Annotated in this window: 23 protein-coding genes; 6 read left to right on the plus strand and 17 right to left on the minus strand. The window is 62.0% G+C overall.

Annotation, left to right across the window (positions count from 1 at the left end; genetic code table 11):
• Window positions 1-166: 166 nt before the first annotated feature.
• Both AC1DKH_RS24450 and AC1DKH_RS24455 read left to right on the plus strand, forming a co-directional pair.
• Entirely contained in the window at window positions 167-1,279 is a 1,113-nt protein-coding gene (locus tag AC1DKH_RS24450) for a succinylglutamate desuccinylase/aspartoacylase family protein (RefSeq protein ID WP_477799555.1), read from the plus strand.
• Window positions 1,280-1,462: 183 nt separating this feature from the next.
• Entirely contained in the window at window positions 1,463-2,179 is a 717-nt protein-coding gene (locus AC1DKH_RS24455) for an alpha/beta hydrolase (protein WP_477799556.1), read from the plus strand.
• 3 nt (window positions 2,180-2,182) lie between these two features.
• Here AC1DKH_RS24455 and AC1DKH_RS24460 read toward each other — a convergent pair whose 3' ends face one another.
• The 5 genes from AC1DKH_RS24460 to AC1DKH_RS24480 all read right to left on the minus strand — a co-directional run bounded on the left by AC1DKH_RS24460 (window position 2,183) and on the right by AC1DKH_RS24480 (window position 6,606).
• Window positions 2,183-2,749 (minus strand): DcrB/PsbP domain-containing protein, encoded by a 567-nt coding sequence (locus AC1DKH_RS24460; RefSeq protein WP_477799557.1) that lies wholly within the window; start codon window positions 2,747-2,749, stop codon window positions 2,183-2,185.
• A gap of 138 nt (window positions 2,750-2,887) precedes the next feature.
• On the minus strand, window positions 2,888-3,682 hold the full coding sequence (locus AC1DKH_RS24465) for a hypothetical protein (RefSeq protein WP_477799558.1): 795 nt from the start codon (window positions 3,680-3,682) through the stop codon (window positions 2,888-2,890).
• 330 nt (window positions 3,683-4,012) lie between these two features.
• Window positions 4,013-5,194: an acetyl-CoA C-acetyltransferase gene (locus AC1DKH_RS24470; RefSeq protein ID WP_477799559.1), complete on the minus strand. Its 1,182-nt coding sequence runs from the start codon at window positions 5,192-5,194 to the stop codon at window positions 4,013-4,015.
• An 11-nt stretch (window positions 5,195-5,205) separates the two neighbouring features.
• Window positions 5,206-5,871 carry a CoA transferase subunit B gene (locus AC1DKH_RS24475; RefSeq protein WP_008026717.1) on the minus strand — a complete coding sequence of 222 codons (666 nt, stop codon included), beginning with the start codon at window positions 5,869-5,871 and terminating at the stop codon, window positions 5,206-5,208.
• Between the two features lie 36 nt (window positions 5,872-5,907).
• Complete coding sequence (locus tag AC1DKH_RS24480; RefSeq protein WP_477799560.1) at window positions 5,908-6,606, minus strand: CoA transferase subunit A; 699 nt, start codon at window positions 6,604-6,606, stop codon at window positions 5,908-5,910.
• Between the two features lie 210 nt (window positions 6,607-6,816).
• Between AC1DKH_RS24480 and AC1DKH_RS24485 the strand changes: the two genes are divergently transcribed.
• A complete protein-coding gene (locus AC1DKH_RS24485; protein ID WP_477799561.1) occupies window positions 6,817-7,713 on the plus strand; it encodes a LysR substrate-binding domain-containing protein in 897 nt (298 codons plus the stop codon).
• 133 nt (window positions 7,714-7,846) lie between these two features.
• Here the strand turns inward: AC1DKH_RS24485 and AC1DKH_RS24490 are convergent, their stop codons facing one another.
• Window positions 7,847-8,689, minus strand: a complete 843-nt coding sequence (locus AC1DKH_RS24490) for an NAD-dependent protein deacetylase (protein ID WP_477799562.1) — start codon at window positions 8,687-8,689, stop codon at window positions 7,847-7,849.
• 140 nt (window positions 8,690-8,829) lie between these two features.
• Window positions 8,830-9,876, minus strand: coding sequence for a class I SAM-dependent methyltransferase (locus tag AC1DKH_RS24495; RefSeq protein WP_477755918.1), 1,047 nt, complete (start codon window positions 9,874-9,876; stop codon window positions 8,830-8,832).
• A gap of 432 nt (window positions 9,877-10,308) precedes the next feature.
• On the opposite strand from AC1DKH_RS24495, the gene AC1DKH_RS24500 reads away from it, so the two are divergent.
• Entirely contained in the window at window positions 10,309-11,139 is an 831-nt protein-coding gene (locus AC1DKH_RS24500) for an HvfB family MNIO-type RiPP peptide maturase (protein ID WP_477799563.1), read from the plus strand.
• Window positions 11,140-11,142: 3 nt separating this feature from the next.
• Entirely contained in the window at window positions 11,143-11,898 is a 756-nt protein-coding gene (locus AC1DKH_RS24505; protein WP_477799564.1) for an HvfC family RiPP maturation protein, read from the plus strand.
• Between the two features lie 443 nt (window positions 11,899-12,341).
• On the opposite strand, the gene AC1DKH_RS24510 is transcribed toward AC1DKH_RS24505, so the two are convergent.
• From AC1DKH_RS24510 to AC1DKH_RS24555, 10 genes are all read right to left on the minus strand, one after another.
• Window positions 12,342-12,905, minus strand: a complete 564-nt coding sequence (locus AC1DKH_RS24510; protein WP_477799565.1) for an NUDIX hydrolase — start codon at window positions 12,903-12,905, stop codon at window positions 12,342-12,344.
• 1 nt (window position 12,906) lies between these two features.
• Window positions 12,907-13,659, minus strand: a complete 753-nt coding sequence (locus tag AC1DKH_RS24515; protein WP_477755914.1) for a GntR family transcriptional regulator — start codon at window positions 13,657-13,659, stop codon at window positions 12,907-12,909.
• A gap of 88 nt (window positions 13,660-13,747) precedes the next feature.
• Complete coding sequence (locus AC1DKH_RS24520) at window positions 13,748-14,137, minus strand: carboxymuconolactone decarboxylase family protein (protein ID WP_007991919.1); 390 nt, start codon at window positions 14,135-14,137, stop codon at window positions 13,748-13,750.
• Between the two features lie 19 nt (window positions 14,138-14,156).
• Window positions 14,157-15,608, minus strand: a complete 1,452-nt coding sequence (locus tag AC1DKH_RS24525; protein WP_477799566.1) for an NAD-dependent succinate-semialdehyde dehydrogenase — start codon at window positions 15,606-15,608, stop codon at window positions 14,157-14,159.
• A gap of 165 nt (window positions 15,609-15,773) precedes the next feature.
• A complete protein-coding gene (locus AC1DKH_RS24530) occupies window positions 15,774-16,259 on the minus strand; it encodes a flavin reductase family protein (RefSeq protein ID WP_090456302.1) in 486 nt (161 codons plus the stop codon).
• 12 nt (window positions 16,260-16,271) lie between these two features.
• Entirely contained in the window at window positions 16,272-17,753 is a 1,482-nt protein-coding gene (locus AC1DKH_RS24535; protein WP_477756091.1) for an aldehyde dehydrogenase, read from the minus strand.
• On the minus strand, window positions 17,750-18,583 hold the full coding sequence (locus AC1DKH_RS24540) for an alpha/beta fold hydrolase (RefSeq protein WP_477756092.1): 834 nt from the start codon (window positions 18,581-18,583) through the stop codon (window positions 17,750-17,752). The genes AC1DKH_RS24535 and AC1DKH_RS24540 overlap by 4 nt, the downstream gene beginning before the upstream one ends.
• A gap of 44 nt (window positions 18,584-18,627) precedes the next feature.
• A complete protein-coding gene (locus AC1DKH_RS24545; RefSeq protein WP_007978708.1) occupies window positions 18,628-19,218 on the minus strand; it encodes an amino acid synthesis family protein in 591 nt (196 codons plus the stop codon).
• 229 nt (window positions 19,219-19,447) lie between these two features.
• Entirely contained in the window at window positions 19,448-20,080 is a 633-nt protein-coding gene (locus AC1DKH_RS24550; RefSeq protein ID WP_057396633.1) for a response regulator, read from the minus strand.
• 36 nt (window positions 20,081-20,116) lie between these two features.
• Window positions 20,117-21,481: a cache domain-containing protein gene (locus AC1DKH_RS24555; protein ID WP_477799567.1), complete on the minus strand. Its 1,365-nt coding sequence runs from the start codon at window positions 21,479-21,481 to the stop codon at window positions 20,117-20,119.
• Between the two features lie 297 nt (window positions 21,482-21,778).
• Here AC1DKH_RS24555 and AC1DKH_RS24560 point away from each other — a divergent pair.
• Window positions 21,779-22,290, plus strand: a 512-nt coding sequence (locus tag AC1DKH_RS24560; RefSeq protein WP_477799568.1) for a carbon starvation CstA family protein, incomplete at its 3' end; no start/stop codon positions are given.

Below are 22,290 nucleotides of genomic sequence, written 5' to 3' on the forward strand. Positions count from 1 at the left end.
CATTTTTTTTGTGTTCCTGATCTATCCTGCCTGACACATATCCCAACTGTAGGAGCGAGCTTGCTCGCGATGGACGTTAACGATGACGCGTTGTCATTGGATAAACGCGGCGCCGGTGAGCCCATCGCGAGCAAGCTCGCTCCTACAGGTTCTGTAGGAGTTTCCCATGCAACGCATCGACCATAAACTTCCCTGGAGCCACCTGGGCACCGAGCGCACCCTCAGCGTGTTTCGTTATGGCGCGGGGACGCGCAAGGTGTACATCCAGGCCAGCCTGCACGCCGACGAATTGCCGGGCATGCGCACGGCCTGGGAGTTGAAGAAACGCCTGACCGAACTTGAACAACAGGGACAATTGAACGCTGTGATCGAACTGGTGCCGGTGGCCAATCCCATTGGCCTCGATCAGCACCTGCAAGGCAGCCACATGGGGCGCTTCGAGCTGGGCAGCGGCAAGAACTTCAACCGCTCGTTCGTCGAACTCAGTGCGCCGGTGGCCGCGTTGATCGGTGATCGTCTCGGCAGCGATGCCCAGGCCAACATCGCGCTGATCCGCCAGGCCATGGGCCAGGTCCTTGACGGTTTGCCGGCCGCGACATCGCAGCTGGAGGCGATGCACCGTCTGTTGCTGCGCCATGCCTGCGACGCCGACATCACCCTCGACCTGCATTGCGACTTTGACGCCGCGATCCACATCTACGCGTTGCCGCAGCACTGGCCGCAATGGCAATCTCTGGCGGCGCGCCTGAAGGCCGGCGTGGCGCTGTTGTGTGAAGACTCCGGCGGCAGTTCGTTCGATGAATCCTGTTCTTCGCCATGGTTGCGCCTGGCCAGGGCGTTCCCGACGGCGGCGATTCCACCGGCCAACCTGGCGACCACGCTGGAGCTGGGCAGCATGGGAGACACCCGCGTCGATCAGGCCCAGGCCAATTGCGAGGCCATTCTCGGGTTCCTCGCCGAGCAGGGTTTCATCTCCGGCATCTGGCCGGCGGCACCGGCCGACTGCTGTGAAGGCATGCCATTCGAAGGTACCCAATACCTGTTCGCCCCGCATCACGGCGTGGTCAGCTTCCTGCGTGAGGCCGGGGAGTGGGTGGAAAAGGGCGATGCGCTGTTCGAGGTAGTTGACCCGTTGAGCGACAAGGTCACCACCGTGCAGGCCGGCACCAGCGGCGTGCTGTTCGCCATCGACCGTGGGCGCTACACCCAGCCGGGCAGTTGGCAGGCGAAGGTGGCGGGGCGTGAGCCGATTCGGGTGGGGAAGTTGATTAACGACTGACTTCGGAATCTTCATTGCCCGTCAGGGCCTCATCGCGGGCAAGCCCGCTCCTACAGGGATTGCGCAATCCTTGTAGGAGCGAGCTTGCTCGCGAAGGCGGCATCAGACGCGCCTGAGATGTTCCTGCCCTACTGACCAGTGTTAGGCTCTTGCGCGAATCCTGCATTCCGTGAAGGAAGACCCATGTTGAAGATTCTCGCGCTGCTCACGCTCCTGGTATCCACTGCCGTCCACGCCCAAACTCCGCTGCAAACCGACTTGCCGCTCAAGTACCTGGAGCAGGCCAGCGCCGATTCGAACCATCAACCCCTGGTGATTTTCCTTCACGGTTACGGCAGTAACGAGCAGGACCTGTTCGGCATCAAGGATGACTTGCCCGCGGCCTACACCTACCTGTCGGTGCGGGCGCCGATGGTGATGCAGGAGGGCAGTTACCAGTGGTTCCGCAAGAAGGGCGAAGGGGCTTACAACGGCGAGACCGATGATCTGAAGTCCAGCGGCCAGTTACTGCTGGACTTCGTCGCACAGGCCGCGAAGAAATATCACACCGAACCCGAGAAGGTGTTCCTGGTGGGGTTCAGCCAGGGCGCGATCATGTCCTACGAAGTGGGTCTGCGGCATCCCGAGGCGCTCGGTGGGATCGCAGCGTTGAGCGGACGAATTCTGCCGGTGCTCAAGTCCGAGCTTGTACCGGATGAAAAACGCCAGTCGCTGGCGATCTTCATCGGTCATGGCGAGCAGGACAAACGCCTTCCCTACAGCGACGGCACCGAAGCCAACAGCCTGTTGCAGAGCGTGTCACTCGAACCCGAGTTCCACGGCTACCCCGGTGTCGGTCATAACATCAGCGCCGACGAGATACAGGATTTGAGCGCCTGGTTGCAGCGTCTCAACCCCTGAGCCTTATTTTCCGCTGACGATCTGTTTGACCAGGGTTTCGTGGGCCGCCATGTCACCTGGGCGGGAAATCACCTGGATCACCGCCATGCGAGTGCCGGATGCGGCCATCAGCGTGGTGGTGAGGGTCATGCCACCGCCCTGCGTTGCAGTGCCGTCGACCTGGCGCAGGCCCAACCCGGTTTTCCGGGTCAGGGCTTTCTCGCTGAGCTTGTTGTAGTCAGGCAGGGATTTGTGTTGCGCCGCATCGAAATCGGCCACGGTGCCGTCGAGGAACCTGCCGTCGTTATCCTTGACGCTGACACCGTTGGGCAGGGTGTTTTCAGCGGCGATCACTACGGTCTTGGTGATTTCATTGCTGTACAGGGTGCCGCTCGCACCCTCCGGGCTGGCCGGCAGCGGGTTGGCGATGAAACCCTTGGGCAGGTTGAAGGTGAACTTGCTGCCGAGCATCGAGACTTTCTGGGCGGGCGCATCGCTGGAAGTGGCCTTGGCGGCCTGCGCATTCAAAGCCCCAAGGCCGGTAGCGGCTGCCAGCAGCAGGACAAGGGCTTTTTTACTCAACAATGACATCGGGATCTCCAGGGGTGGGCGCGCGGTGGGGCGCGATCATCCCATGGAGGTTGTGATGCATTCCAGCGTGCTCTACCGAGCGGTCACCTTGGCCGAGCACCCACCTATGCTGAGGACATCCCGATGACCCGATGCAGCCTAGCGTTTGATGGCAGCGCCTTCAGTGTGTGTCGTCGGAGCGGCCGGCCGCGCCAGCAGGCGTTTGGTCACGCCCAGCATGGCCACCGATACCGCGATGCCCAGCACAAAAGCGTTCATTCCCATCGTCGGCAGGGCCAGCGCCAACACCAGGCAGAAGGCGGCGAACGAGTACATGCCGGTGGCGGTGGCGCGTAGCAACGCGGCGGTAAAGGCCGGGCCACGGGTTTGCTGGGAGAACACCGCCATCACGCTACCCAATACCGGGAACACCGCCAGCAGGCCGCTCCAGCGGTCGCCGACGGTGCTGGCCAGCAGCGTCACGACCAGCGTGAGCAATGCACCGGCCCCCATGCGCAGCAAGAGCTTGTCGGATTTCGGTGCCGGGCCGCTGAGCACCGGTTGCACGGTGGGGAACAGGTACGGCGCGGCGAGCAACGCGGTGGCGGCGGCGCACACCGAAAACACCAGGGAGGCCGGGATCAGCGACAGGACAACCGCCACCAGCGCCCAGACCGACAGCGAGATCAGCAACGCCAGCGGCCACCCGGCCCGTTGTGCGATCTGGGCGTAGGTCACGCAAAACGCAATCATCGCGAACATGGCCGACAGCGCAGCGGTGGCCGATTGCGCAGCGAACGCCTCGCCTTGTTCAAGGGCGAGGAACAACAGAATCGGCCCGACCACCACCGGCAACCCCGATAACCAGCCGGCCACGCTCGGCCCCCAGCGTTTACCAGCCAGGGAAATCAGTAGCAGGAAGCCTGGAATCACCAGCAGTTTAAGGATCAACACGCGCACGTCTCCGACCTGAGTGAGGTGGCAACGGTAACATTGCATCGGGTAGATTGCTTTATGTGTATGTGAATTTTGTATACAAAATTCGAGCCCTTTGGAAATTGTGCGAAAGGTCTTTGCGCATACGATTTTTTGGGCATCCCGCGATGGGGCCAATCCGCCATGGTTGATTCTGCAGTTTTTGGGGTGACAGATAGGGCCTAACGATAACGCGGTCCACCTGAAAAAACGCAGGCAAAAAAGAACCCGGTGCGACTTGCATCGCACCGGGTGTGTTGCCAGGCGGCGACGGATCTTCGTGGGTCCCCGCGCCGTCTGTTGAACGCTTTAAGCCCGCTCGAGCGCCAGTGCCACGCCCTGACCACCACCGATACACAGGGTGGCGAGGCCTTTCTTGGCGTCACGCTTGAGCATTTCATGCAGCAGGGTCACCAGTACACGGCAACCTGAGGCACCGATCGGGTGACCCAGGGCAATGGCGCCGCCATTGACGTTGACCTTGTTCAAGTCCCATTCCAGGTCCTTGGCCACCGCCAGGGATTGCGCGGCGAAGGCTTCGTTGGCTTCAACCAGCTCAAGCTGGTCGATGTTCCAGCCGGCCTTGTCCAGGCAACGGCGGGTGGCCGACACCGGGCCGATGCCCATGATCGCCGGATCAACGCCTGCGTTGGCGTAGGCAGCGATTTTCGCCAGCACCGGCAGGCCGAGGGCCTTGGCCTTTTCCGCGCTCATCAGGATCACGGCCGCGGCACCGTCGTTCAGCGACGAAGCGTTGCCGGCGGTCACCGAACCGTCCTTCTTGAAGGCAGGCTTGAGCTTGCCCAGGGATTCGGCGGTGGTGCCGGCCCGTGGCTGTTCGTCGGTGGCGAAGGACAGCGGATCGCCCTTGCGCTGTGGGATCAGGATCGGGGTGATTTCATCGACGAAGCGCCCGGCTTCGATCGCGGCCACGGCTTTCTGCTGCGAGGCGGCGGCGAACGCGTCCTGTTGCTCGCGAGTCAGGCTGTACTTCTCGGCCAGGTTCTCGGCGGTGATGCCCATGTGGTAATCGTTGAACGCATCCCACAGGCCATCGCTGATCATGGTGTCGACGATTTGCCCGTTACCCATGCGCAGGCCGTTACGGGCACCGGGCATGACGTAGTTGGCCAGGCTCATGTTTTCCTGGCCACCGGCGATGATCACCTCGGCGTCGCCGCAGCGAATCGCCTGGGCGCCCAGGTGCAGGGCCTTGAGACCGGAGCCGCAGACCTTGTTCAGGGTCATGGCTGGCACGGCGAAGGGCAGGCCGGCCTTGATCGCGGCCTGGCGCGCAGGGTTTTGCCCGGCGCCGGCGGTCAGCACCTGGCCCATGATCACCTCATCGACTTGCGCAGGGTCCAGGCCGGTTTGCGCCAGCAGCTGGCGGATCACCGCAGCGCCCAGGTCAACCGCGGACACATTGGCCAGTGAACCCTGGAAGCTGCCGATCGCGGTGCGCGTGGCGGCAACAATGACGACTTCTTGCATGGAATGATTCCTCACTGGGCAGCGAACTGCATTTCCGGAACGTGGTCCGGCACGATCAGTTTACCGGCAGTCTTGGCAACGATCTCTTCGACGCTGACACCCGGTGCACGCTCTTTCAAAATGAACGCGCCGTTTTCGATTTCCAGGTAAGCCAGATCAGTCAGTACGCGCTTGATACACCCGGCGCCGGTCAGCGGCAGGCTGCATTGGGACAACAGCTTGGACTCACCATCCTTGGACGCGTGGGTCATGATGACGATGATGTTGTCGGCGCCGGCAACCAGGTCCATTGCGCCGCCCATGCCCTTGACCAGTTTGCCGGGGATCATCCACGAGGCGATGTTGCCTTGCACGTCCACTTCAAAGGCGCCCAGCACGGTCAGGTCGACATGGCCACCGCGGATCATCGCGAAGGACTCGGCGGAGGAGAAAATCGACGCGCCGGTCCGTGCGGTCACGGTTTGCTTGCCGGCGTTGATCATGTCGGCATCGATGGTTTCTTCGGTAGGAAAAGGACCCATGCCCAGCAGGCCGTTTTCCGACTGCAGCATGACTTCCATGCCTTCGGGGATGTAGTTGGCGACCAGGGTCGGAATGCCGATGCCCAGGTTCACGTAGAAGCCGTCCTGCATTTCGCGGGCGACGCGTTGAGCCATTTGTTCGCGGGAAAGTGCCATTGTCGTTATTCCTTCATTCGGTCCGGGGGCAGGGGATCACTTACGCACGGTGCGCTGTTCGATGCGCTTTTCGAACGTGCCGCAGATGATCCGGTCGACGTAGATGCCAGGGGTGTGGATCTGCGCCGGGGCCAGCTCGCCGGGTTCGACGATTTCTTCGACTTCGACCACGGTGATCTTGCCGGCAGTGGCGGCCAGCGGGTTGAAGTTCTGGGCGGTGTGGCGATAGATCACGTTACCGAAATGGTCGGCTTTCCAGCCTTTGACGATGGCGAAGTCGCCGGTGATGGATTCTTCCATCAGGTACTTGCGGCCATGGAATTCGCGGACTTCCTTGCCTTCGGCAACTGGAGTGCCAACACCGGTGGCGGTGAAGAAGGCCGGGATGCCGGCACCGCCTGCGCGCATTTTTTCAGCGAGGGTGCCTTGCGGGGTCAGGATGACTTCGATTTCGCCTTTGAGCAGTTGCTCTTCGAACAGCTTGTTTTCGCCGACGTAGGACGCCACCACTTTGCTGATCTGGCGGTCGGTCAGCAGTACGCCGAGGCCGAAACCGTCGACGCCGCAGTTGTTGGAAACCACCGTGAGGTCGCGAGTACCTTTGCGCTTGATCTCGTTGATCAGGTTTTCCGGGATCCCGCACAGGCCGAAGCCGCCGGCGATCACGGTCATGCCGTCTTCAAGACCTGCCAGGGCTTCCTCGTAGGAACTCACGCGCTTGTCGAAACCTGCCATATGCACCTCTTTTATTCTTTGTGGGCGGCTGGCTAGCCGAATGGGATGGAGTGTCTCGCCGGAGTATTCATTTGTTAAGTTGATTTTTAAGGTTAATTAATAGATAAAACTCAACAATCTGTAGGGGCTGCCGAAGGCTGCGATCTTTTGGATCAAGATCAAAAGATCGCAGCCTTCGGCAGCTCCTACAATACCCGGGAGAAATCGAGTATGACCGTCAAGCAGATCCGCGCCTTTCTGGCCGTGGCCCAGAGCCTGAGCTTTGCCGTGGCCTGCGAACGCCTGCACCTGTCGCAATCGGCCCTGAGCCTGACCATCAAGGCGTTGGAGGAGGGCCTGGGCGGGCGCTTGTTCACCCGCACCACGCGCAACGTGGCGCTCACCGCCGAAGGCGAATCCCTGGTGCCGCTCGCGCGCCGGTTGATCGCCGACTGGGACAATGCCGAAGATGAGTTGCGCCAGCGCTTTACCCTGCAGCGCGGACGCGTGACCCTGGCGGCGATGCCGTCGTTCGCCGGCAACCTGCTGCCGCCGATCCTCAAGACCTTCCGCGCCCGTTATCCGAACGTCAACGTGACGGTCAATGACGTGATCAACGAGCAGGTGCTGGAAATGGTCCGTGACCGCCAGGTTGAACTGGGGGTGGCGTTCGAGCCGACCATGAGCTCGTCGCTGCAATTCACGCCGTTGTACATCGACCGATTCGTCGCAGTGGTGCCCCTGGATTCGGCACTGGCCGAATTCGATGACATCGACTGGCAGACCTTGCTCAAGGAACCGTTCATTACCTTGCAGCGACCGTCCACCGTGCGGGTCATGCTTGAAGAGCATTTGCAGGCCCGCGGCATGAAATTGCCGGTGGAGTTTGAAAGCCATCAACTGGCGACGGTCGGGCGCATGGTCGCCAGTGGCCTGGGCGTGAGCGCGGTGCCGGCCTTGTGTGCCGGGCAGATGCGTGAGCTGGGCGCGCGTTGCATTACCTTGCGCGATCCGGTGGTGGAGCGGGCGCTTGGGGTGCTGACGTTGCCTGGAGGAGAACTGTCGGCGGCGGCGCAGGCGTTGTTTGATGTGCTGAAAGAGGAAAACCTTGGGCAACGATTTTCTTGAATGTGCGCCGGACCCTGTGGGAGCGAGCTTGCTCGCGATGACGGTGGATCAGCCAACAAATTTTCTGAATGTGCTGGCCTCATCGTCGGAACGCCGCCCGGAGCAAGCTCGCTCCCACAGGGATCGGGTTTCGTCAGTTGCCAAGTAGCTTCGCCAATATTGGCAACAACCGCTCGCACGCCCCCTCGATCTTCAAATCCAGCATCTCATCCGCCCGGGTCTTGCCCAGGTTGATCGCAATCAACGGCTTGCCCTGATCCACCACCGCCCGGCACAAGCGAAACGCCGAATAGGCCATCAACGACGAGCCGACCACCAACAGCCCCGCAGCCTGTTCGACGGCCGCCATCGCCTTGGCCGCCGTGGCCTGCGCGACGTTCTCGCCAAAGAACACCACATCCGGCTTCATCCGTTCCCCGGCACAATGCGGGCAGTGCGGGACCTGGAAGCGTGCCTCGAAGGCCGGGTCTAGCAAGGTGTCGCCGTCCGGCGCCTGTACCGCGTCGACGCCGGCCAGGTACGGGTTCTGTGTTTCCATCAGGCGCTGGATCGAATCGCGCTCGCTGTGCCGACCGCAATCCAGGCACAAAACCCGGTGCAGACTGCCGTGGAGCTCGATCACGTCATGGCTGCCGGCCTGGTCGTGCAGCGTGTCGACGTTCTGGGTGATCAACCCGCTGATCTGCCGCGTGCCTTGCAAACGGGCCAGGGTGTCGTGGGCCACGTTCGGCTGCGCCAGACGCACCCGTGGCCAGCCGAGCATCGCCCGCGCCCAATAGCGCCGCCGGGACTCCGGGGCCGAGAGAAATTCCTGATACATCATCGGCTGCCGGCCCCGGCGCACGCCCTGGTTGTCGCGATAATCCGGGATGCCCGAGGGCGTGCTGATACCGGCACCGGTCAGCACGGCAAACGGCTGATCCGCCATGAGCTGATGGAGTCGATCGAGTTGGTCACGGGTCTGGCGGTCGAGCATGCCGGTAAACCTGTAGGAGCGAGCTTGCTCGCGATGGTCGTCAACGATAACACTGTAAGCCTGACACCCAGCGGTGTGATCGCGTTTATCGTCGGAACGCCGCCCGGACCAAGCTAGCTCCTACAGGGATACGGCGGGGATTATTTACGCGCCTCCAGAATCAGGTTGAACGGCGTTTCCGTGGCCCGGCGAAAACGGCTGAATCCAGCCTCGCTGAACACCTTGCGCAACCGCGCTTCACCGGCCTGGGCACCGAGGCCGAGACCTACTTCCTGGGACAGCGAGTTGGGCGTGCAGATGAAGGTCGAGGCCGCGTAGAACAGGCGCCCGACCGGGTTGACGTTGTCGTCGAGCAAGTCGTTGGCGTAGGGCTCGACCAGCAGCACCGTGCCGTCGTCCTTCAGCGATTCATAAGCATGTTTGGCCGCACCCACCGGGTCGCCCATGTCATGCAGGCAGTCGAAGTAGCAGACCAGGTCGTAGTCGCTGCCGGGGTAGCTTTTGGCCGTGCCCTGGAAGAACCTGGCCCGGCTGGACACACCGCCTTCTTCGGCGCGTTGGGTGGCGACGGTAACGGACGGCGCGTGGTAGTCGAAACCGACGAAGCGCGAATCCGGAAACGCCTGGGCCATGATCACCGTCGAGGCGCCATGGCCGCAGCCGATGTCCGCCACTTTGGCCCCGGCTTCCAGTTTGGCCACCACACCGTCGAGGGCCGGCAACCATTCGGCGACCAAATGGGCTTTGTAGCCAGGGCGGAAGAAGCGTTCGGTACCGCTGAACATGCACGGATGGTGATCGCCCCAGGGCAGGGCGCCGTTGCCGCGCATGGCGTTGACCAGCTTGTCCTTGTCGTGGAAAAACGACGCGACCACGCTGATCCCGCCCGCCACATAGACCGGTGAGTCTTCGTTTGCCAAAGCCATGGCTTGCTCTTCGGGCAGGCGGAATTGGCCGTCATGGTGTTCCATGTAGCCGGAGGCGGCATGGGCGCTGAGCCATTCGCGCAGCAGGCGGGTGTTGCAGCCGGTTTTCCCGGCAAGGGTTTCGGGGGTGATGGGCTGACTGTCGGCCATCGCCCGGTACAGGCCGAGCTCTTCACCGAGGATGACGTTGGCGAGCATCGCCGCGCCGCCCATGTCGTTTACCAGTTTGCCCATGAAATCGTTAAGTCTGGCCTCGTCCATCACGTGTGCTCCTTCAGCAGGATCACGGTCCAGAGGCATTGTATTGGCGAGGCGTTCGCCGCTGGGCGGTGGTCGTGGGAGTGTGCAGGACGCCAAGCGGGCCCTGTGTGCGTTGAGTTTAGTCCGGGGCGTGTGTACTGCTGTCTCGAGCGACGAAAGCCCCCCTGACTGGCACTAAACCCCTGTCTGCGAGCCTGCTCGCGAAGGCGGCGGATCAGCCACCATTAGCATTGAATGTAAATCCGCTATCGCGAGCAGGCTCGCTCACACAAGGGATTTGAGTTGTGTATTCCATTGTGTCCAACCCCGGTTTCGATACACAGACACCCACTGTCGACCCCTGTCGAACACAGTCCTGATACACCCCTTCGATTAACTGTGTCTCAAGGCGGGCACCTGCCCGCAATCCTGGACACATGCGAGATCGACACCATGCAGACATTCATTGCCCCCGTAGCCAGGGCCAGCGCAGGGCTTGGCCTGCGTCGCGGTTTACTCAAAGAACTGCAAGCGGCCCCGGCCGGACATTTCGACTTTCTGGAAGTCGCGCCGGAGAACTGGATCGGCATCGGCGGTGCCCATGGTGCGGCGCTGCGGGCGCTGGCCGAGCGTTATCCGTTGTCCTGTCACGGCCTGTCCCTGTCCCTGGGCGGGGCGTCGCCGCTGGACGTCGGGTTTTTGCAGGAAGTCCGGGGTTTTCTCGATCACTACAACGTGCCTCTGTACAGCGAGCATTTGAGCTATTGCAGCGATGACGGTCACCTGTACGACCTGTTGCCGTTGCCGTTTACCGAAGAAGCGGTGCACCACGTCGCCGCGCGTATCCGTCAGGCCCAGGACATCCTTGGCCGGCGACTGGCGGTGGAAAACGTCTCCTGCTACGCCGCGCCCCAAGGGGACATGGACGAGGTCACGTTCACCAATGCGGTGTTGCGCGAGGCTGATTGCGACCTGCTGCTGGACGTCAACAATGTCTACGTCAACTCGATCAACCACGGTTTCGAGCCGCAGGCGTTTCTCGCGGGCATCGATGCGGGCCGGGTGGTGGCGATGCATATCGCCGGGCATTTCGACGAGTCCGATACCTTGAAAATCGACACCCATGGCGCTTCGGTGAAGCCGGCGGTGTGGTCGTTGCTAGCCCAGGCCTACGCCCGGTTCGGTGTTCAGCCGACCTTGCTGGAGCGCGATTTCAATTTTCCGGCATTCGCCGAACTGGTGGCGGAGTTGCAGACCATTCGCCACCTGCAACAGGAGGTTTGAACCGTGGATAAACAATCGTTGCATCACCAGCAAAGCACCATGGGCCGGTACCTGCGTGATCCCGAGCATTTCGCGCCACCGGCCGAAATGGACCCTGCCCGGGCGCAAGTGTACCGCGACCTGGTGTTTGCCAATCTGTCGTCATTGCTCAGTGGCACCTTTCCGGTATTGCTGAAAATCCTGGGGGATGAGCACTGGCGTTCACTGGTACGGATTTTTCTGCGGGACTATCGCGCCCGTACGCCGAAATTTGGTGAGATCGCCCAGGAGTTTGTCGAATTTCTCGCGGCCGGGCCACAAGCATTGAGCGATGGGCCGTGGCCACCGTTCATGGTGGAGCTGGCGCATTACGAGTGGGTGGAAATGGCCTTGCAACAGTCCGACGCCGAGCCTCTGGTTGCCGGTGATGCTGCGTTGCTGCTGGAACGGCCGTTGCAGGTGTCGGCGCTGGCCTGGCCGTTGGCGTATGCCTGGCCGGTGCAGCGGGTGGGGCCGGATTATCAGCCGGACGCTTTGCCTGATCAGCCGACATTGCTGCTGGTGCGTCGGGCGGAGGACTGGAGTGTGAGGTTTTCTGAATTGAGTCCGTTGGCGTGGCGGTTGTTGCAGAGAATTGACGAGTTTCCCGAAGTGACCGGGCGTGAACAGTTGCAAGGATTGGCGGTCGAGGCGGGGCAGGTTGGTTCATCGGCGTTTTTCGAGGGTGGTCTGAGGTTGTTGCGGCAGATGCATGGGGATGGGGTTGTTGGAGTTGTTTGATCTTGGCGGCCGGTCAGCCGATCTGATTTCGCGGATGTATCACGTCGTAGGAGCTGCCGAAGGCTGCGATCTTTTGATCTTGATTGTCAGTAATACAGCCAAAAGATCGCAGCCTCATTGCACTCGACAGCTCCTACCAGCTCCTACTGGGCAATGCGTACGCATGACGAACCAGGCCGGCCGGTAAGGCCGCCTCGGGCGCTGTTGCGGTGTACGCCCCTCGTGAGGCCGAACGTCAGGGGCAAGAGCCCTTGGTTACTTGGGGCCGGGCGGCGTTCCGCTCTTCCAAGTGACCCGCCGTACGGGCGGAACCAATAGCGGCCGTGACCGCAGCAACGGATATGTACACCCACAAAACAATCATCACCTGACACAAAGCCATCGTCGGAACGCCGCCCGGACCAAGCTTGCTCCCACAGGTGGCAGGTCAAAACCCACAACTATCAGCGAATAAAGTGAATCTTCCCGCTGTCGTCATTGCCCATGTAGATGCCATACACCCCAGCCTGACGTTCCTCGATATAACGTTCAAGGATCTGCCGGATCGCCGGGTAGTAGATGCTGTCCCAGGGAATCTCCTCAGGCGCGAAGAACTTGTAGTCGAGGGTTTCCGGCCCGTACTGCCCGGTAATCTCCAGCGCGATGGCGCGGAAGATGATGTACACCTCGCTGATCTTGGGCACGCTGAAGATCGAATAGGGCGAGACGATTTCCGCACGCACGCCGCTTTCTTCCCAGACTTCCCGCAGCGCGGCCTGCTCGGTGGTCTCGCCGCTTTCCATGAAGCCCGCCGGCAGGGTCCAGGTGCCGGGGCGCGGTGGAATCGCGCGCTGGCACAACAGGTACTTGCCGTCCTGCTCGATGATGCAGCCGGCAATGATCTTCGGATTGACGTAATGGATGTAGCCGCAGCCGCGGCACATCAGGCGCTCGTGCGTATCGCCCGGCGGTAACTGTGACTTAAGGTCTGCGTTGCCACACTTGGGGCAAAAGCTCGGGCTGAACATTTCAGCGACCTATGCGCGGTTCTTTCAGCGCGATGGGCAGGGTGATCTGCGGCGTGGCGCCGGTTTCTTCCTGTTTGCGCTTGAGGTAGTCCAGGGCCACGGCAGCGGCCGCTCGCACGTGGTCGACGCACGCCTGGTGGGCGGCCAGCGGGTCACCGCCCTTGATCGCTTCGACCATGCGTTCCATTTCCTGGTTACTGGCGCTGCGACGGTTTTGCTGGGACACCGAGGTCGCGCGCAGGTAGCTGATGCGTGCCTGCAACTGGCGCAGTTGAGTGGCCGCGACATGATTGCCCGAACCTTCGAGCAGCACATCGTAGAAACCCTGGACCGAGTCGATGACCTGTTGCAGTTCGCCGTCCTTCAGCGCCTTGCGGTTTTCTTCCAGGGCTTTTTCCAGGGCCTTGATGTCCTTGGCCTTGGCGCGCAGGGTGAACAGTTGCACGATCAGCCCTTCGAGTACGCAGCGCAGCTCGTAGATGTCCACGGCATCGGCCAGGGTGATGATCGCGACCCGTGGGCCCTTGGCGTCGGCGAATTCCACCAGGCCTTCGGATTCCAGGTGACGCAAGGCTTCGCGCACGGAAGTACGGCTGACGCCCAGGCGATCGCACAGATCGCGTTCGACCAGACGGTCTCCCGGCAGGAGCTGGAAGTTCATGATGGCGCTTCGCAGTTTATCCAGCACGATTTCGCGCAGGGTAACGGGGTTGCGATTGACCTTGAAGCTGTCGTCGAGTGGCAGGCGTTTCATGGGGTCCGCTCTGATTGTGGCTGTCCATGCAAAAAGAGCACTTCGATTACGGGAATCTGGGTGCCCGGTCAGATCAAACAGCCAAGGGTTAACTGGAGGCCTCGGCATCGGCTTCGGCGAAGGCTTCACGGGCGAGCCGGAAACTGTCTACGGCAGCGGGGACACCGCAGTAAATGCCGACCTGAAGCAGTATTTCGCGTATTTGCTCACGACTCAGGCCGTTACGCAAGGCGCCGCGCACATGCAGCTTGAGTTCATGCGGCCGGTTGAGGGCCGAGATCATCGCCAGGTTGATCATGCTGCGCTCCTTGAGCGACAAACCCTCACGACCCCAGACATGACCCCAACAATATTCGGTGACCATTTCCTGCAATGGCCGGGTGAAGTCGTCGGCGTTCTCGATGGAGCGATTGACGTAGGCTTCGCCCAGCACCTGGGTGCGGATCTTCAGGCCTTTTTCGTATTTTTCGTTGTTCATTTGCGTAGCTCCCGTGGGCTCAGAGGCCGCCCATCAAGGTGTATTTGAGTTCCAGGTAATCCTCGATGCCGTACTTCGACCCTTCACGGCCCAGCCCCGAGGACTTGATGCCGCCAAATGGCGCGACCTCGGTGGAAATCAGCCCTTCGTTGATCCCGACCATGCCGTACTCCAGCGCCTCGCTCATGCGCCAGGCGCGGCCCAGGTCGCGGGTGTAGCAGTAGGCGGCGAGGCCGAATTCGGTGTCGTTGGCCATCTCGACGGCCTGGGCCTCGGTGTCGAAACGGAACACGGCGGCCAGTGGGCCGAAGGTTTCTTCCTGGGCGACTTTCATTTGCGGGGTAACGCCTGCCAACACGGTTGGCTGGAAGAACCCATTGCCCAACGCATGACGTTCGCCGCCGCACAGCAATTGTGCGCCGTTTGCCAGGGCGTCTTGCACATGGTCTTCCACCTTGGCCACGGCACGCTCATTGATCAACGGCCCTTGGGTGATGCCATCATCGAAACCGCTGCCGACCTTGAGTTGCGAAACCCGTTCGGCCAGGCGCGCGACAAAGGCGTCGTGGATGCCGTCCTGCACCAGGAAGCGGTTGACGCAGACGCAGGTCTGCCCGGCGTTGCGGAATTTGGCGATCAGCGCACCGTCAACGGCGCGCTCCAGATCGGCGTCGTCGAAGACAATGAACGGCGCGTTGCCGCCCAGCTCCAGCGAGACTTTTTTCAGCGTCGGCGCGCACTGGGCCATCAGCAATTTGCCGATGGCCGTGGAACCGGTGAATGACAGTTTGCGCACCTGCGGGCTGGCCGTCAGCTCACCGCCAATGGCGATGGCGTCGCCGGTGATGACGTTGAAGATGCCCGCTGGAATGCCGGCCTGTTCCGCCAGTGCGGCCATGGCCAGTGCCGAGAACGGTGTTTCCGGGGCCGGTTTGACGATGCACGGGCAACCGGCCGCCAGCGCCGGACCGGCCTTGCGGGTGATCATCGCCGCCGGGAAATTCCACGGCGTGATGGCCGCGACGACGCCAATCGGTTCCTTGCTGACCACGATGCGCGCATCGCCCTTGTGACTGGGAATGGTGTCGCCGTAGATGCGCTTGGCCTCTTCGGCAAACCACTCGATGAAGCTCGCGGCGTAGAGGACTTCGCCCTTGGCCTCAGTCAGTGGCTTGCCCTGTTCGAGGGTGAGGATGTGTGCCAGGGCGTCGGCGTTTTCCAGCATCAAGGCATGCCAGCGCTTGAGCGTATTGCTGCGCTCCTTGGCGGTCAGCGCGCGCCAGGCCGGCCAGGCTTTGTTGGCGGCCTCGATAGCCAGGCGCGCGTGTTCGGCGCCGAGGTTCGGCACCCGGCCGATGAGTTCACCGGTGGCCGGATTGAAGATGTCCTGACAGGCGCCATCCGGCGCGTCCAGCCATTGGCCATTGATGTAGGCCTGTTGGCGGAACAGTTGCGAGGCTGCTGGGCTCATGCCGGCTCCTGGGAAAATTATAGGTGGCTGCTGTGCTCTACCTGTAGGAGCGAGCTTGCTCGCGATGAACTTCAAGGCGACGCTTGTTTCCAGGCAGCACGCGTTATCGTTCACGACCATCGTCGGAACGCCGCCCGGAGCAAGCTCGCTCCTACAGGGACTGTGTCAGGCCAGGGTGGGCAACGGCCCCAGCTTGCCTTTGTGGTAGATCATCGGCGTGACCGGTTGCGCGGGCAGGATCAGGTTCTTCACCGCGCCGACGATGATCGCGTGATCACCGCCGTCGTATTCGCGCCACAGTTCGCACTCGATGATCGCCGTCGCCTTGGCAAGAATCGGGTTGCCCAGTTCGCTCAAGTGCCACTCGATGCCTTTGGCCTTGTCTTTGCCTTTACCGGCGAAGGCATAGGCTTCGGCGGTCTGGTCGGCGGACAGCAGGTGAATCGCGAACTGCTTGCTGTCGCGCAGCACCGGGTAGGTGTCGGAGCCGTAGTTGGGGCAGAACAGCACCAGTGCCGGGTCGATCGACAGCGCACTGAAGGCGCTGGCGGTGATGCCGACGATGCCGCCGTCCGGGTCCAGGGTGGTGACCACCGTGACCCCGGACGGGAACGAGCTCATCACGTCTTTGTAAATGCCGGGTTCGATCATTTTCCAGGACTCCTAGCGCATCACGAATGGATCAGGCATCGGTGCCTGGGACAGGTTGATCCACACCGTTTTCAGCTCGGTGTAGGCCAGCACCGAATCGATGCCGCTTTCGCGTCCATAGCCACTGTTCTTGAAGCCGCCGATCGGCGCCATAGCCGAGACCGCGCGGTAGGTGTTGACCCAGATGATCCCCGAACGCACGTCCCGGGCCAGGCGATGGGCGCGGCCCAGGTCACGGGTCCAGATGCCGGCGGCGAGGCCGAACTGCGAGTCGTTGGCAATCGCCAGCGCTTCGGCTTCGTCCTTGAAACGGATGACCGAGGCCACCGGGCCAAAGACTTCTTCCTGCATGATCTTCATCGAGTTGCGGTCGCACTCGAACAGCGTCGGCTCGTAGAACCAGCCGTCGCCCAGATTCTGCGGACGCTTGCCGCCCAGGCGCAGACGCGCACCTTCGGCAATCGCGTCGGCCACCAGGCCTTCGACCACGGCCAGTTGCTGCGCGGTGGCCATCGGGCCCATTTCGCTGCTGTCGTCCTGGGGGTTGCCGATGCGGATGCGCCGGGCGCGTTCCACCAAACGGCCGACGAACTCGTCGTAGATCTCGTCCTGCACCAGCAAGCGGGAACCGGAGACGCAGCTCTGCCCGGAGGCGGCATAGATTCCGGCGATGGCACCGTTGATCGCGCTGTCGAGGTCGGCGTCGGCGAAGATGATGTTCGGCGATTTGCCCCCCAGCTCCAGCGACAGTTTGGCGAAGTTCTCGGCGCTGCTGCGCACCACATGCCGCGCCGTGGCCGCGCCGCCGGTGAAGGCGATCTTGCGCACCAGCGGATGGCGGGTGAGGGCGGCACCGGTGCTTGGGCCGTAACCGGTGACAACGTTGACCACCCCTGGCGGAATCCCGGCTTCCAGCGCCAGGCGCGCGAGTTCGAGGATGGTCGCCGAGGCGTGTTCCGACGGCTTGATCACGATGGTGTTGCCCGCGGCGAGGGCCGGGGCCAGTTTGATCGCCGTCAGGTACAGCGGGCTGTTCCACGGAATGATCGCCGCGACCACACCCATGGCTTCGTGCACGGTGTAGGCAAACAGGTCCGGCTTGTCCAGCGGCAGCGTGCCGCCTTCGAGCTTGTCCGCCAGGCCTGCGGTGTAGTGGAAAAACTCTGGCAGATAGCCGACCTGGCCACGGGTTTCGCGGATCAGCTTGCCGTTGTCGCGGCTTTCCAGCTGCGCCAGTTGTTCCTTGTTCTCGGCGATCAGGTCGCCCAGGCGTCGCAGCAATTTGCCGCGAGCGGTGGCGGTCAAACCGCGCCATGCCGGGCTGTCGAAAGCGGTTTGCGCGGCTTGTACGGCGCGCTCGACATCGGCTTCGTCGGCATCGGGCAATTCGGCCCAAGGCTCGGCCAGCGCCGGGTTGAGGCTTTCGAAGGTCTTGCCGGACAGGGCATCGACCCATTCACCGCCGATGCACATCTGGAAGCGTGCGAGTGTCATGCAACGATCCCCTTGATCTGGTTTTGTTTGGAGTGCGCGGTCTGCAGAAACTCCAGCAACAGCTGGTTGACCAAGCGCGGAGACTCTACGGGCATCATATGCCGTTGCTCGGCGAGCACGGCAACGGTCGCACCGGGAATGCGTTCGGCCAGTTGCCGGGCCATTTCCGGGGTCGAGCCGGGGTCCAGTTCGCCGGTGGCGATCAGCGTCGGTACCTGGATGCTGGCCAGGTCGTCGGCGCGGTACATGTCCTGGGTGGCGAACAGTTCGTAAGTGGTCAGGTAACCCTGAGGGTCATTGCCGGCCAGGGTCTGGCGAATCGCGGCGATCTGCGCCGGGTTCGCGGCCTGGTATTCACGGCTGAACCAGCGTGACAGCGCCGCTTCGGCATTGGCGTCCGGGCCGTGTTCGGCGGCTTGGCTGGTGCGGGCGATGACCCCGGCGCGCTGTTCGGCGCTGCGGTTGAAAACACTGTTGAGCACCACCAGGCCTTCCAGGCGTTGCGGGTAGTGCAGGGCAAACGCCCGCGCCACCAGCCCGCCCATGGAAAAACCGATCGCCGTTGCCTTGGGCAATTGCAGGTGGTCGAGCAGCTCCAGCAACTGGTCGGCATAGCCGAGCAGCGGCGTGCCGCTTTCCGGGCGCGGGCTGGCGCCATGGCCGAGCATGTCGTAGGCGATGACGCGGTACTTCGTGGCCAGGCCAACGATCTGGCCGCCCCACATTTCTTTGTTCAGGCCCACGCCGTGGATCAAGACCACGGGCTGGCCTTGGCCGGTCGCCAGGTAACTGGTGCCAGCCGGGGTGAGTTCAGCGGTGAGCCGAATCATGGAGCGCTCCTGCAATGCCTTCTTGTTGTCGTTCTGCTGGCCGGTTACTGGGCTTTTTCGGCTGCCAGTTCTTCCAGGTCGATGTAGCGGTTGCCGATGCGCGGGTGCAGGCGGCCGCCGTCGGCGCAACCAAGGACCACAACGATTTCGTCGGCACGCGGGGCGTCTTCGATCTGCATTTCCAGGGTGATGTAGTGCGAACGCAGGCCTTCGTCGTCCTTGTGCATCATCGGGATCTGGATCGAGGTGCCCGGGCCGCCGCGCTTGTTGGTGAAGCTCAGGTAGCTCTTGGCCTTGACCGCTTCGCGGTAATGGTTGCCGAAGCGCAGGGTGTGGATCACCGCCGAAGCGTGCTCGATCTCGCCGTCGGCTCCGACCACCGCAGCCTTGCCGTAAGCCTCGATTTTCTCGGCACCGCCGATGATGCCCACCAGGCGCTCGACCATCAGTGCGCCGAGGTCGGAGCAGTTGGCGCGGATCTGTGGTTTCAGGTCTTCGACGAAACCGTTGCCCAGCCAGGGGTTCTTCATCACCACGGCCAGACCGACCATGGTCACGGGCTTATCGGTGGCTTTGCCGCCTTCAATAAAGGTTTCTTCGACATAGCTGACGATCTTGCGGATTTCGAAACTCATGAGCTGCTCCATAGGAGGTTTTGGGTGTCTGTGCGTCTGATGGTATACCATAATACCGATGACGCAAGTCCCTTGAGTGAGTTTCTCGTCGGGTGGTAGGAAGGAAAGAATTTTTCGGCCGTACGAAAACTGTAGGAGCTGCCGCAGGCTGCGATCTTTTGATCTGGAAAATCAAAAGATCGCAGCCTGCGGCAGCTCCTACAGAGGATGGTGGGGCTGGAGGGAGGGGTTAGCGGGAAATCAGCCCGTGATCGATGGCGTACTTGACCAGTGCCGCCGGCTTGTCGATGTTGAGCTTGCGCCGAATGCTCAAGCGGTGTGTCTCCACCGTGCGCACGCTGATGTCCAGTTCCCGGGCCATTTCCTTGTTGTTCAACCCTTGCGCCATCTTCGACAGCACCTGGCTTTCCCTCGGGGTCAGTTCGTTGTCGGTGTTCCTGTCGGCGATCAGCCGCTGGGCGATTTCGGCGCTGTAGAAGGTTCCGCCGCTGCTGATGGCCTCGATGGCGGCGATGATTTCACGTGACGGGGCGTTCTTCAGCACATAGCCGCTGGCGCCGGAGCGCACCGATTCACTGACGTATTCGTAATTGTCGTACATGCTCAGCACCAGCACCTTGAGCGACGGGTATTGGCTGCGCAGCACGCGGGTCAGTTCCAGGCCGTTCATGTCCGGCAGGCTGATGTCGACCAGCAGCAGGTCCGGCTGGCAACGTCCGACCATCTCGATGGCCTCGGCGCCGTTTTCCGCTTCGCCGACCATTTCCAGGGGCGACATCACGGCCAGCAGCGCCTTGATGCCGTCGCGGACCAGGGAGTGATCGTCGACCAGGGCGACGCGGATCGGGGAGGGCAGGTTCATCGCAGCTGTTCACTCTTGTAGTTTTTTGGGGCCGGATCAGCGCTTTGCGCCAGGTTTCATCGGCAGCAGCACGTCTAGTTCGCTTCTGCCCGGCATCGAGATCAAATCGAAGCGTCCGCCAAAATGTTCGACGCGTTCGCGGATGTTACGCAAACCAATGCCGGCCTGACGACGTTCGACCTGGGCGACGTTGAAACCGTTACCGTCATCGACCACGGTCAGTCGCACCGATTGTTCGCAGCCGCGCAGGGTAATGGACACGTTCTTCGCCTGCGCATGGCGTTCAATATTGGTCAGGCCTTCCTGGACGATGCGGAACAGTGCAACAGCGGCGCCGTCGACCAGTTGGCAGTCGAATTCATTTTCGTCATAGGTCACGCTCAGCCCGCTGCGCTGCTCGAATTCGGCGGCCAATTGGCCGATGGCCGCTGGCAGGCCAAGGGTGTCGAGCAAGGATGAGCGCAGGTCGTGGGATAGACTGCGGACTTCGCCGATGGCATCGCCCAGGCGCTCGGTGGCTTCTTTTAATGTATTCAAGCCCTTGTCGTTGGCTTGTCCGCGTTCCAGCAGATGGCTGGCCAGTTCGAACTGAAACTTGATCGAAACCAGCACCTGGCTGATGCCGTCGTGCAACTCGCGGGACACCCGTGATCGTTCCTCCTCCTGCAGGCTGACAATGCGCTGGGTCAGGCGCTGCAGTTTCTTGTCTGCCAGTCGATGCTCACTGACATTGAGGGTCATGCCGGTGGCGAACACGAACAGCACCGCGACCAGGGCGACCACGGCAATCGCCATCATGGTCTTGCGGATGCCCATGGCCACTTCGGCACGGGCCTGCTGGGTGGCGCGCTCGACGTCTTCGAGGTAGATGCCGGTGCCGAGCATCCAGCCCCAGCGATCGAGCATCACCACATAGGCGAGTTTGTCGGTCACCTGGCCGGAGGAGGGTTTGTTCCAGGCGTAGCGTTGAAAACCTTCGCCCGATTGCGCACTTTTCAGCAGCGCCTGGATCACCGGCAGGCCGTGGGGGTCTTTCATGTCCCACAAGTATTGGCCTACCAGTTCCGACTGGCGGGCATGCATCAGGCTGCGGCCTTCGTGGTCGTAGACGAAGAAGTAGCCGTTGATGCCGAAGCTGAGCTTGCGCAGTTCTTCCAGCACTTGTTGCTGGGCGTGGGCATCACCGTGGCCGTCGTCGTACAGCGGCTCGATCAGGCTCTGGGCCATTTCCACGTAGTTTTTCAGCTCCGCGCGCTTGCTCGCCAGAATGCTGTCTTCGATCAGTTGCGCCTGTTGGTCACCCAATTGGCGGTTGAGGGATATCACCAGCGCGCAGATGACGGCAATGGCCAGCACCAGCGGCAGAATCCCGAGGGCGACGATCTTGTGTTTGAGCTGCATGTTGACTCCTGCCCGCGCGAAGGCTCGGGATCATATGCCAAAGAGGCGCCTTGTAGGAGCGAGCTTGCTCGCGACGGTATTCCAGGCGCTGAGTGGCGTCGGCTGTACCTTTTTCGCGAGCAAGCTCGCTCCTACAAGGGGTGGGGCGTGTTCTACGTAGAACTACGTAGACGCCACGTACGTAGTAACGCGGATTTATTTGTGGACGTCATGCGCAGATATTGGGCCAGCTCCGCACCGCGGACACAATTATAAAAATTACCGCCGCAGTCACTGGCTGTCGGCAGGAGACACGCTATGCCCCGTCTGGCTAAACACCTCGCCTGGTTTGCCGTGGCTGTCCTGGGAGCGATTGCGCTGAGTGTCGTGGCCCTGCGCCGCGGCGAAGCGATCAACGCCCTGTGGATCGTAGTCGCAGCCGTCGCCATCTACCTTGTTGCCTACCGCTACTACAGCCTGTTCATCGCCAATAAAGTGATGCAGCTCGATCCCAATCGGGCCACTCCGGCTGTGCTCAACAACGATGGTCTGGACTACGTGCCGACCAACAAACACGTACTCTTCGGTCACCACTTCGCGGCCATCGCCGGCGCGGGGCCGCTGGTCGGCCCGGTGCTGGCAGCGCAGATGGGCTACTTGCCCGGCACGCTGTGGCTGATCGCCGGCGTGGTGCTGGCCGGTGCGGTGCAGGACTTCATGGTCCTGTTCATGTCCACCCGCCGCAACGGCCGTTCGCTGGGCGACATGGTCCGTGAGGAAATGGGCCGCATCCCCGGGACCATTGCGCTGTTCGGTTGCTTCCTGATCAT

The organism is Pseudomonas sp. 05L36, from assembly GCF_056398125.1.

Coding starts and splice junctions, on each gene's coding strand:
- AC1DKH_RS24485 (WP_477799561.1), top strand. CDS start 6,817: ATGACCGTCAAGCAGATCCGCGCCTTTCTGGCCGTGGCCCAGAGCCTG.
- AC1DKH_RS24460 (WP_477799557.1), bottom strand. CDS start 2,749: ATGTCATTGTTGAGTAAAAAAGCCCTTGTCCTGCTGCTGGCAGCCGCT.
- AC1DKH_RS24490 (WP_477799562.1), bottom strand. CDS start 8,689: ATGCTCGACCGCCAGACCCGTGACCAACTCGATCGACTCCATCAGCTC.
- AC1DKH_RS24500 (WP_477799563.1), top strand. CDS start 10,309: ATGCAGACATTCATTGCCCCCGTAGCCAGGGCCAGCGCAGGGCTTGGC.
- AC1DKH_RS24495 (WP_477755918.1), bottom strand. CDS start 9,876: ATGGACGAGGCCAGACTTAACGATTTCATGGGCAAACTGGTAAACGAC.
- AC1DKH_RS24535 (WP_477756091.1), bottom strand. CDS start 17,753: ATGACACTCGCACGCTTCCAGATGTGCATCGGCGGTGAATGGGTCGAT.
- AC1DKH_RS24555 (WP_477799567.1), bottom strand. CDS start 21,481: ATGCAGCTCAAACACAAGATCGTCGCCCTCGGGATTCTGCCGCTGGTG.
- AC1DKH_RS24450 (WP_477799555.1), top strand. CDS start 167: ATGCAACGCATCGACCATAAACTTCCCTGGAGCCACCTGGGCACCGAG.
- AC1DKH_RS24475 (WP_008026717.1), bottom strand. CDS start 5,871: ATGGCACTTTCCCGCGAACAAATGGCTCAACGCGTCGCCCGCGAAATG.
- AC1DKH_RS24455 (WP_477799556.1), top strand. CDS start 1,463: ATGTTGAAGATTCTCGCGCTGCTCACGCTCCTGGTATCCACTGCCGTC.
- AC1DKH_RS24530 (WP_090456302.1), bottom strand. CDS start 16,259: ATGATCGAACCCGGCATTTACAAAGACGTGATGAGCTCGTTCCCGTCC.
- AC1DKH_RS24470 (WP_477799559.1), bottom strand. CDS start 5,194: ATGCAAGAAGTCGTCATTGTTGCCGCCACGCGCACCGCGATCGGCAGC.
- AC1DKH_RS24520 (WP_007991919.1), bottom strand. CDS start 14,137: ATGAACAACGAAAAATACGAAAAAGGCCTGAAGATCCGCACCCAGGTG.
- AC1DKH_RS24515 (WP_477755914.1), bottom strand. CDS start 13,659: ATGAAACGCCTGCCACTCGACGACAGCTTCAAGGTCAATCGCAACCCC.
- AC1DKH_RS24540 (WP_477756092.1), bottom strand. CDS start 18,583: ATGATTCGGCTCACCGCTGAACTCACCCCGGCTGGCACCAGTTACCTG.
- AC1DKH_RS24550 (WP_057396633.1), bottom strand. CDS start 20,080: ATGAACCTGCCCTCCCCGATCCGCGTCGCCCTGGTCGACGATCACTCC.
- AC1DKH_RS24525 (WP_477799566.1), bottom strand. CDS start 15,608: ATGAGCCCAGCAGCCTCGCAACTGTTCCGCCAACAGGCCTACATCAAT.
- AC1DKH_RS24545 (WP_007978708.1), bottom strand. CDS start 19,218: ATGAGTTTCGAAATCCGCAAGATCGTCAGCTATGTCGAAGAAACCTTT.
- AC1DKH_RS24480 (WP_477799560.1), bottom strand. CDS start 6,606: ATGGCAGGTTTCGACAAGCGCGTGAGTTCCTACGAGGAAGCCCTGGCA.
- AC1DKH_RS24510 (WP_477799565.1), bottom strand. CDS start 12,905: ATGTTCAGCCCGAGCTTTTGCCCCAAGTGTGGCAACGCAGACCTTAAG.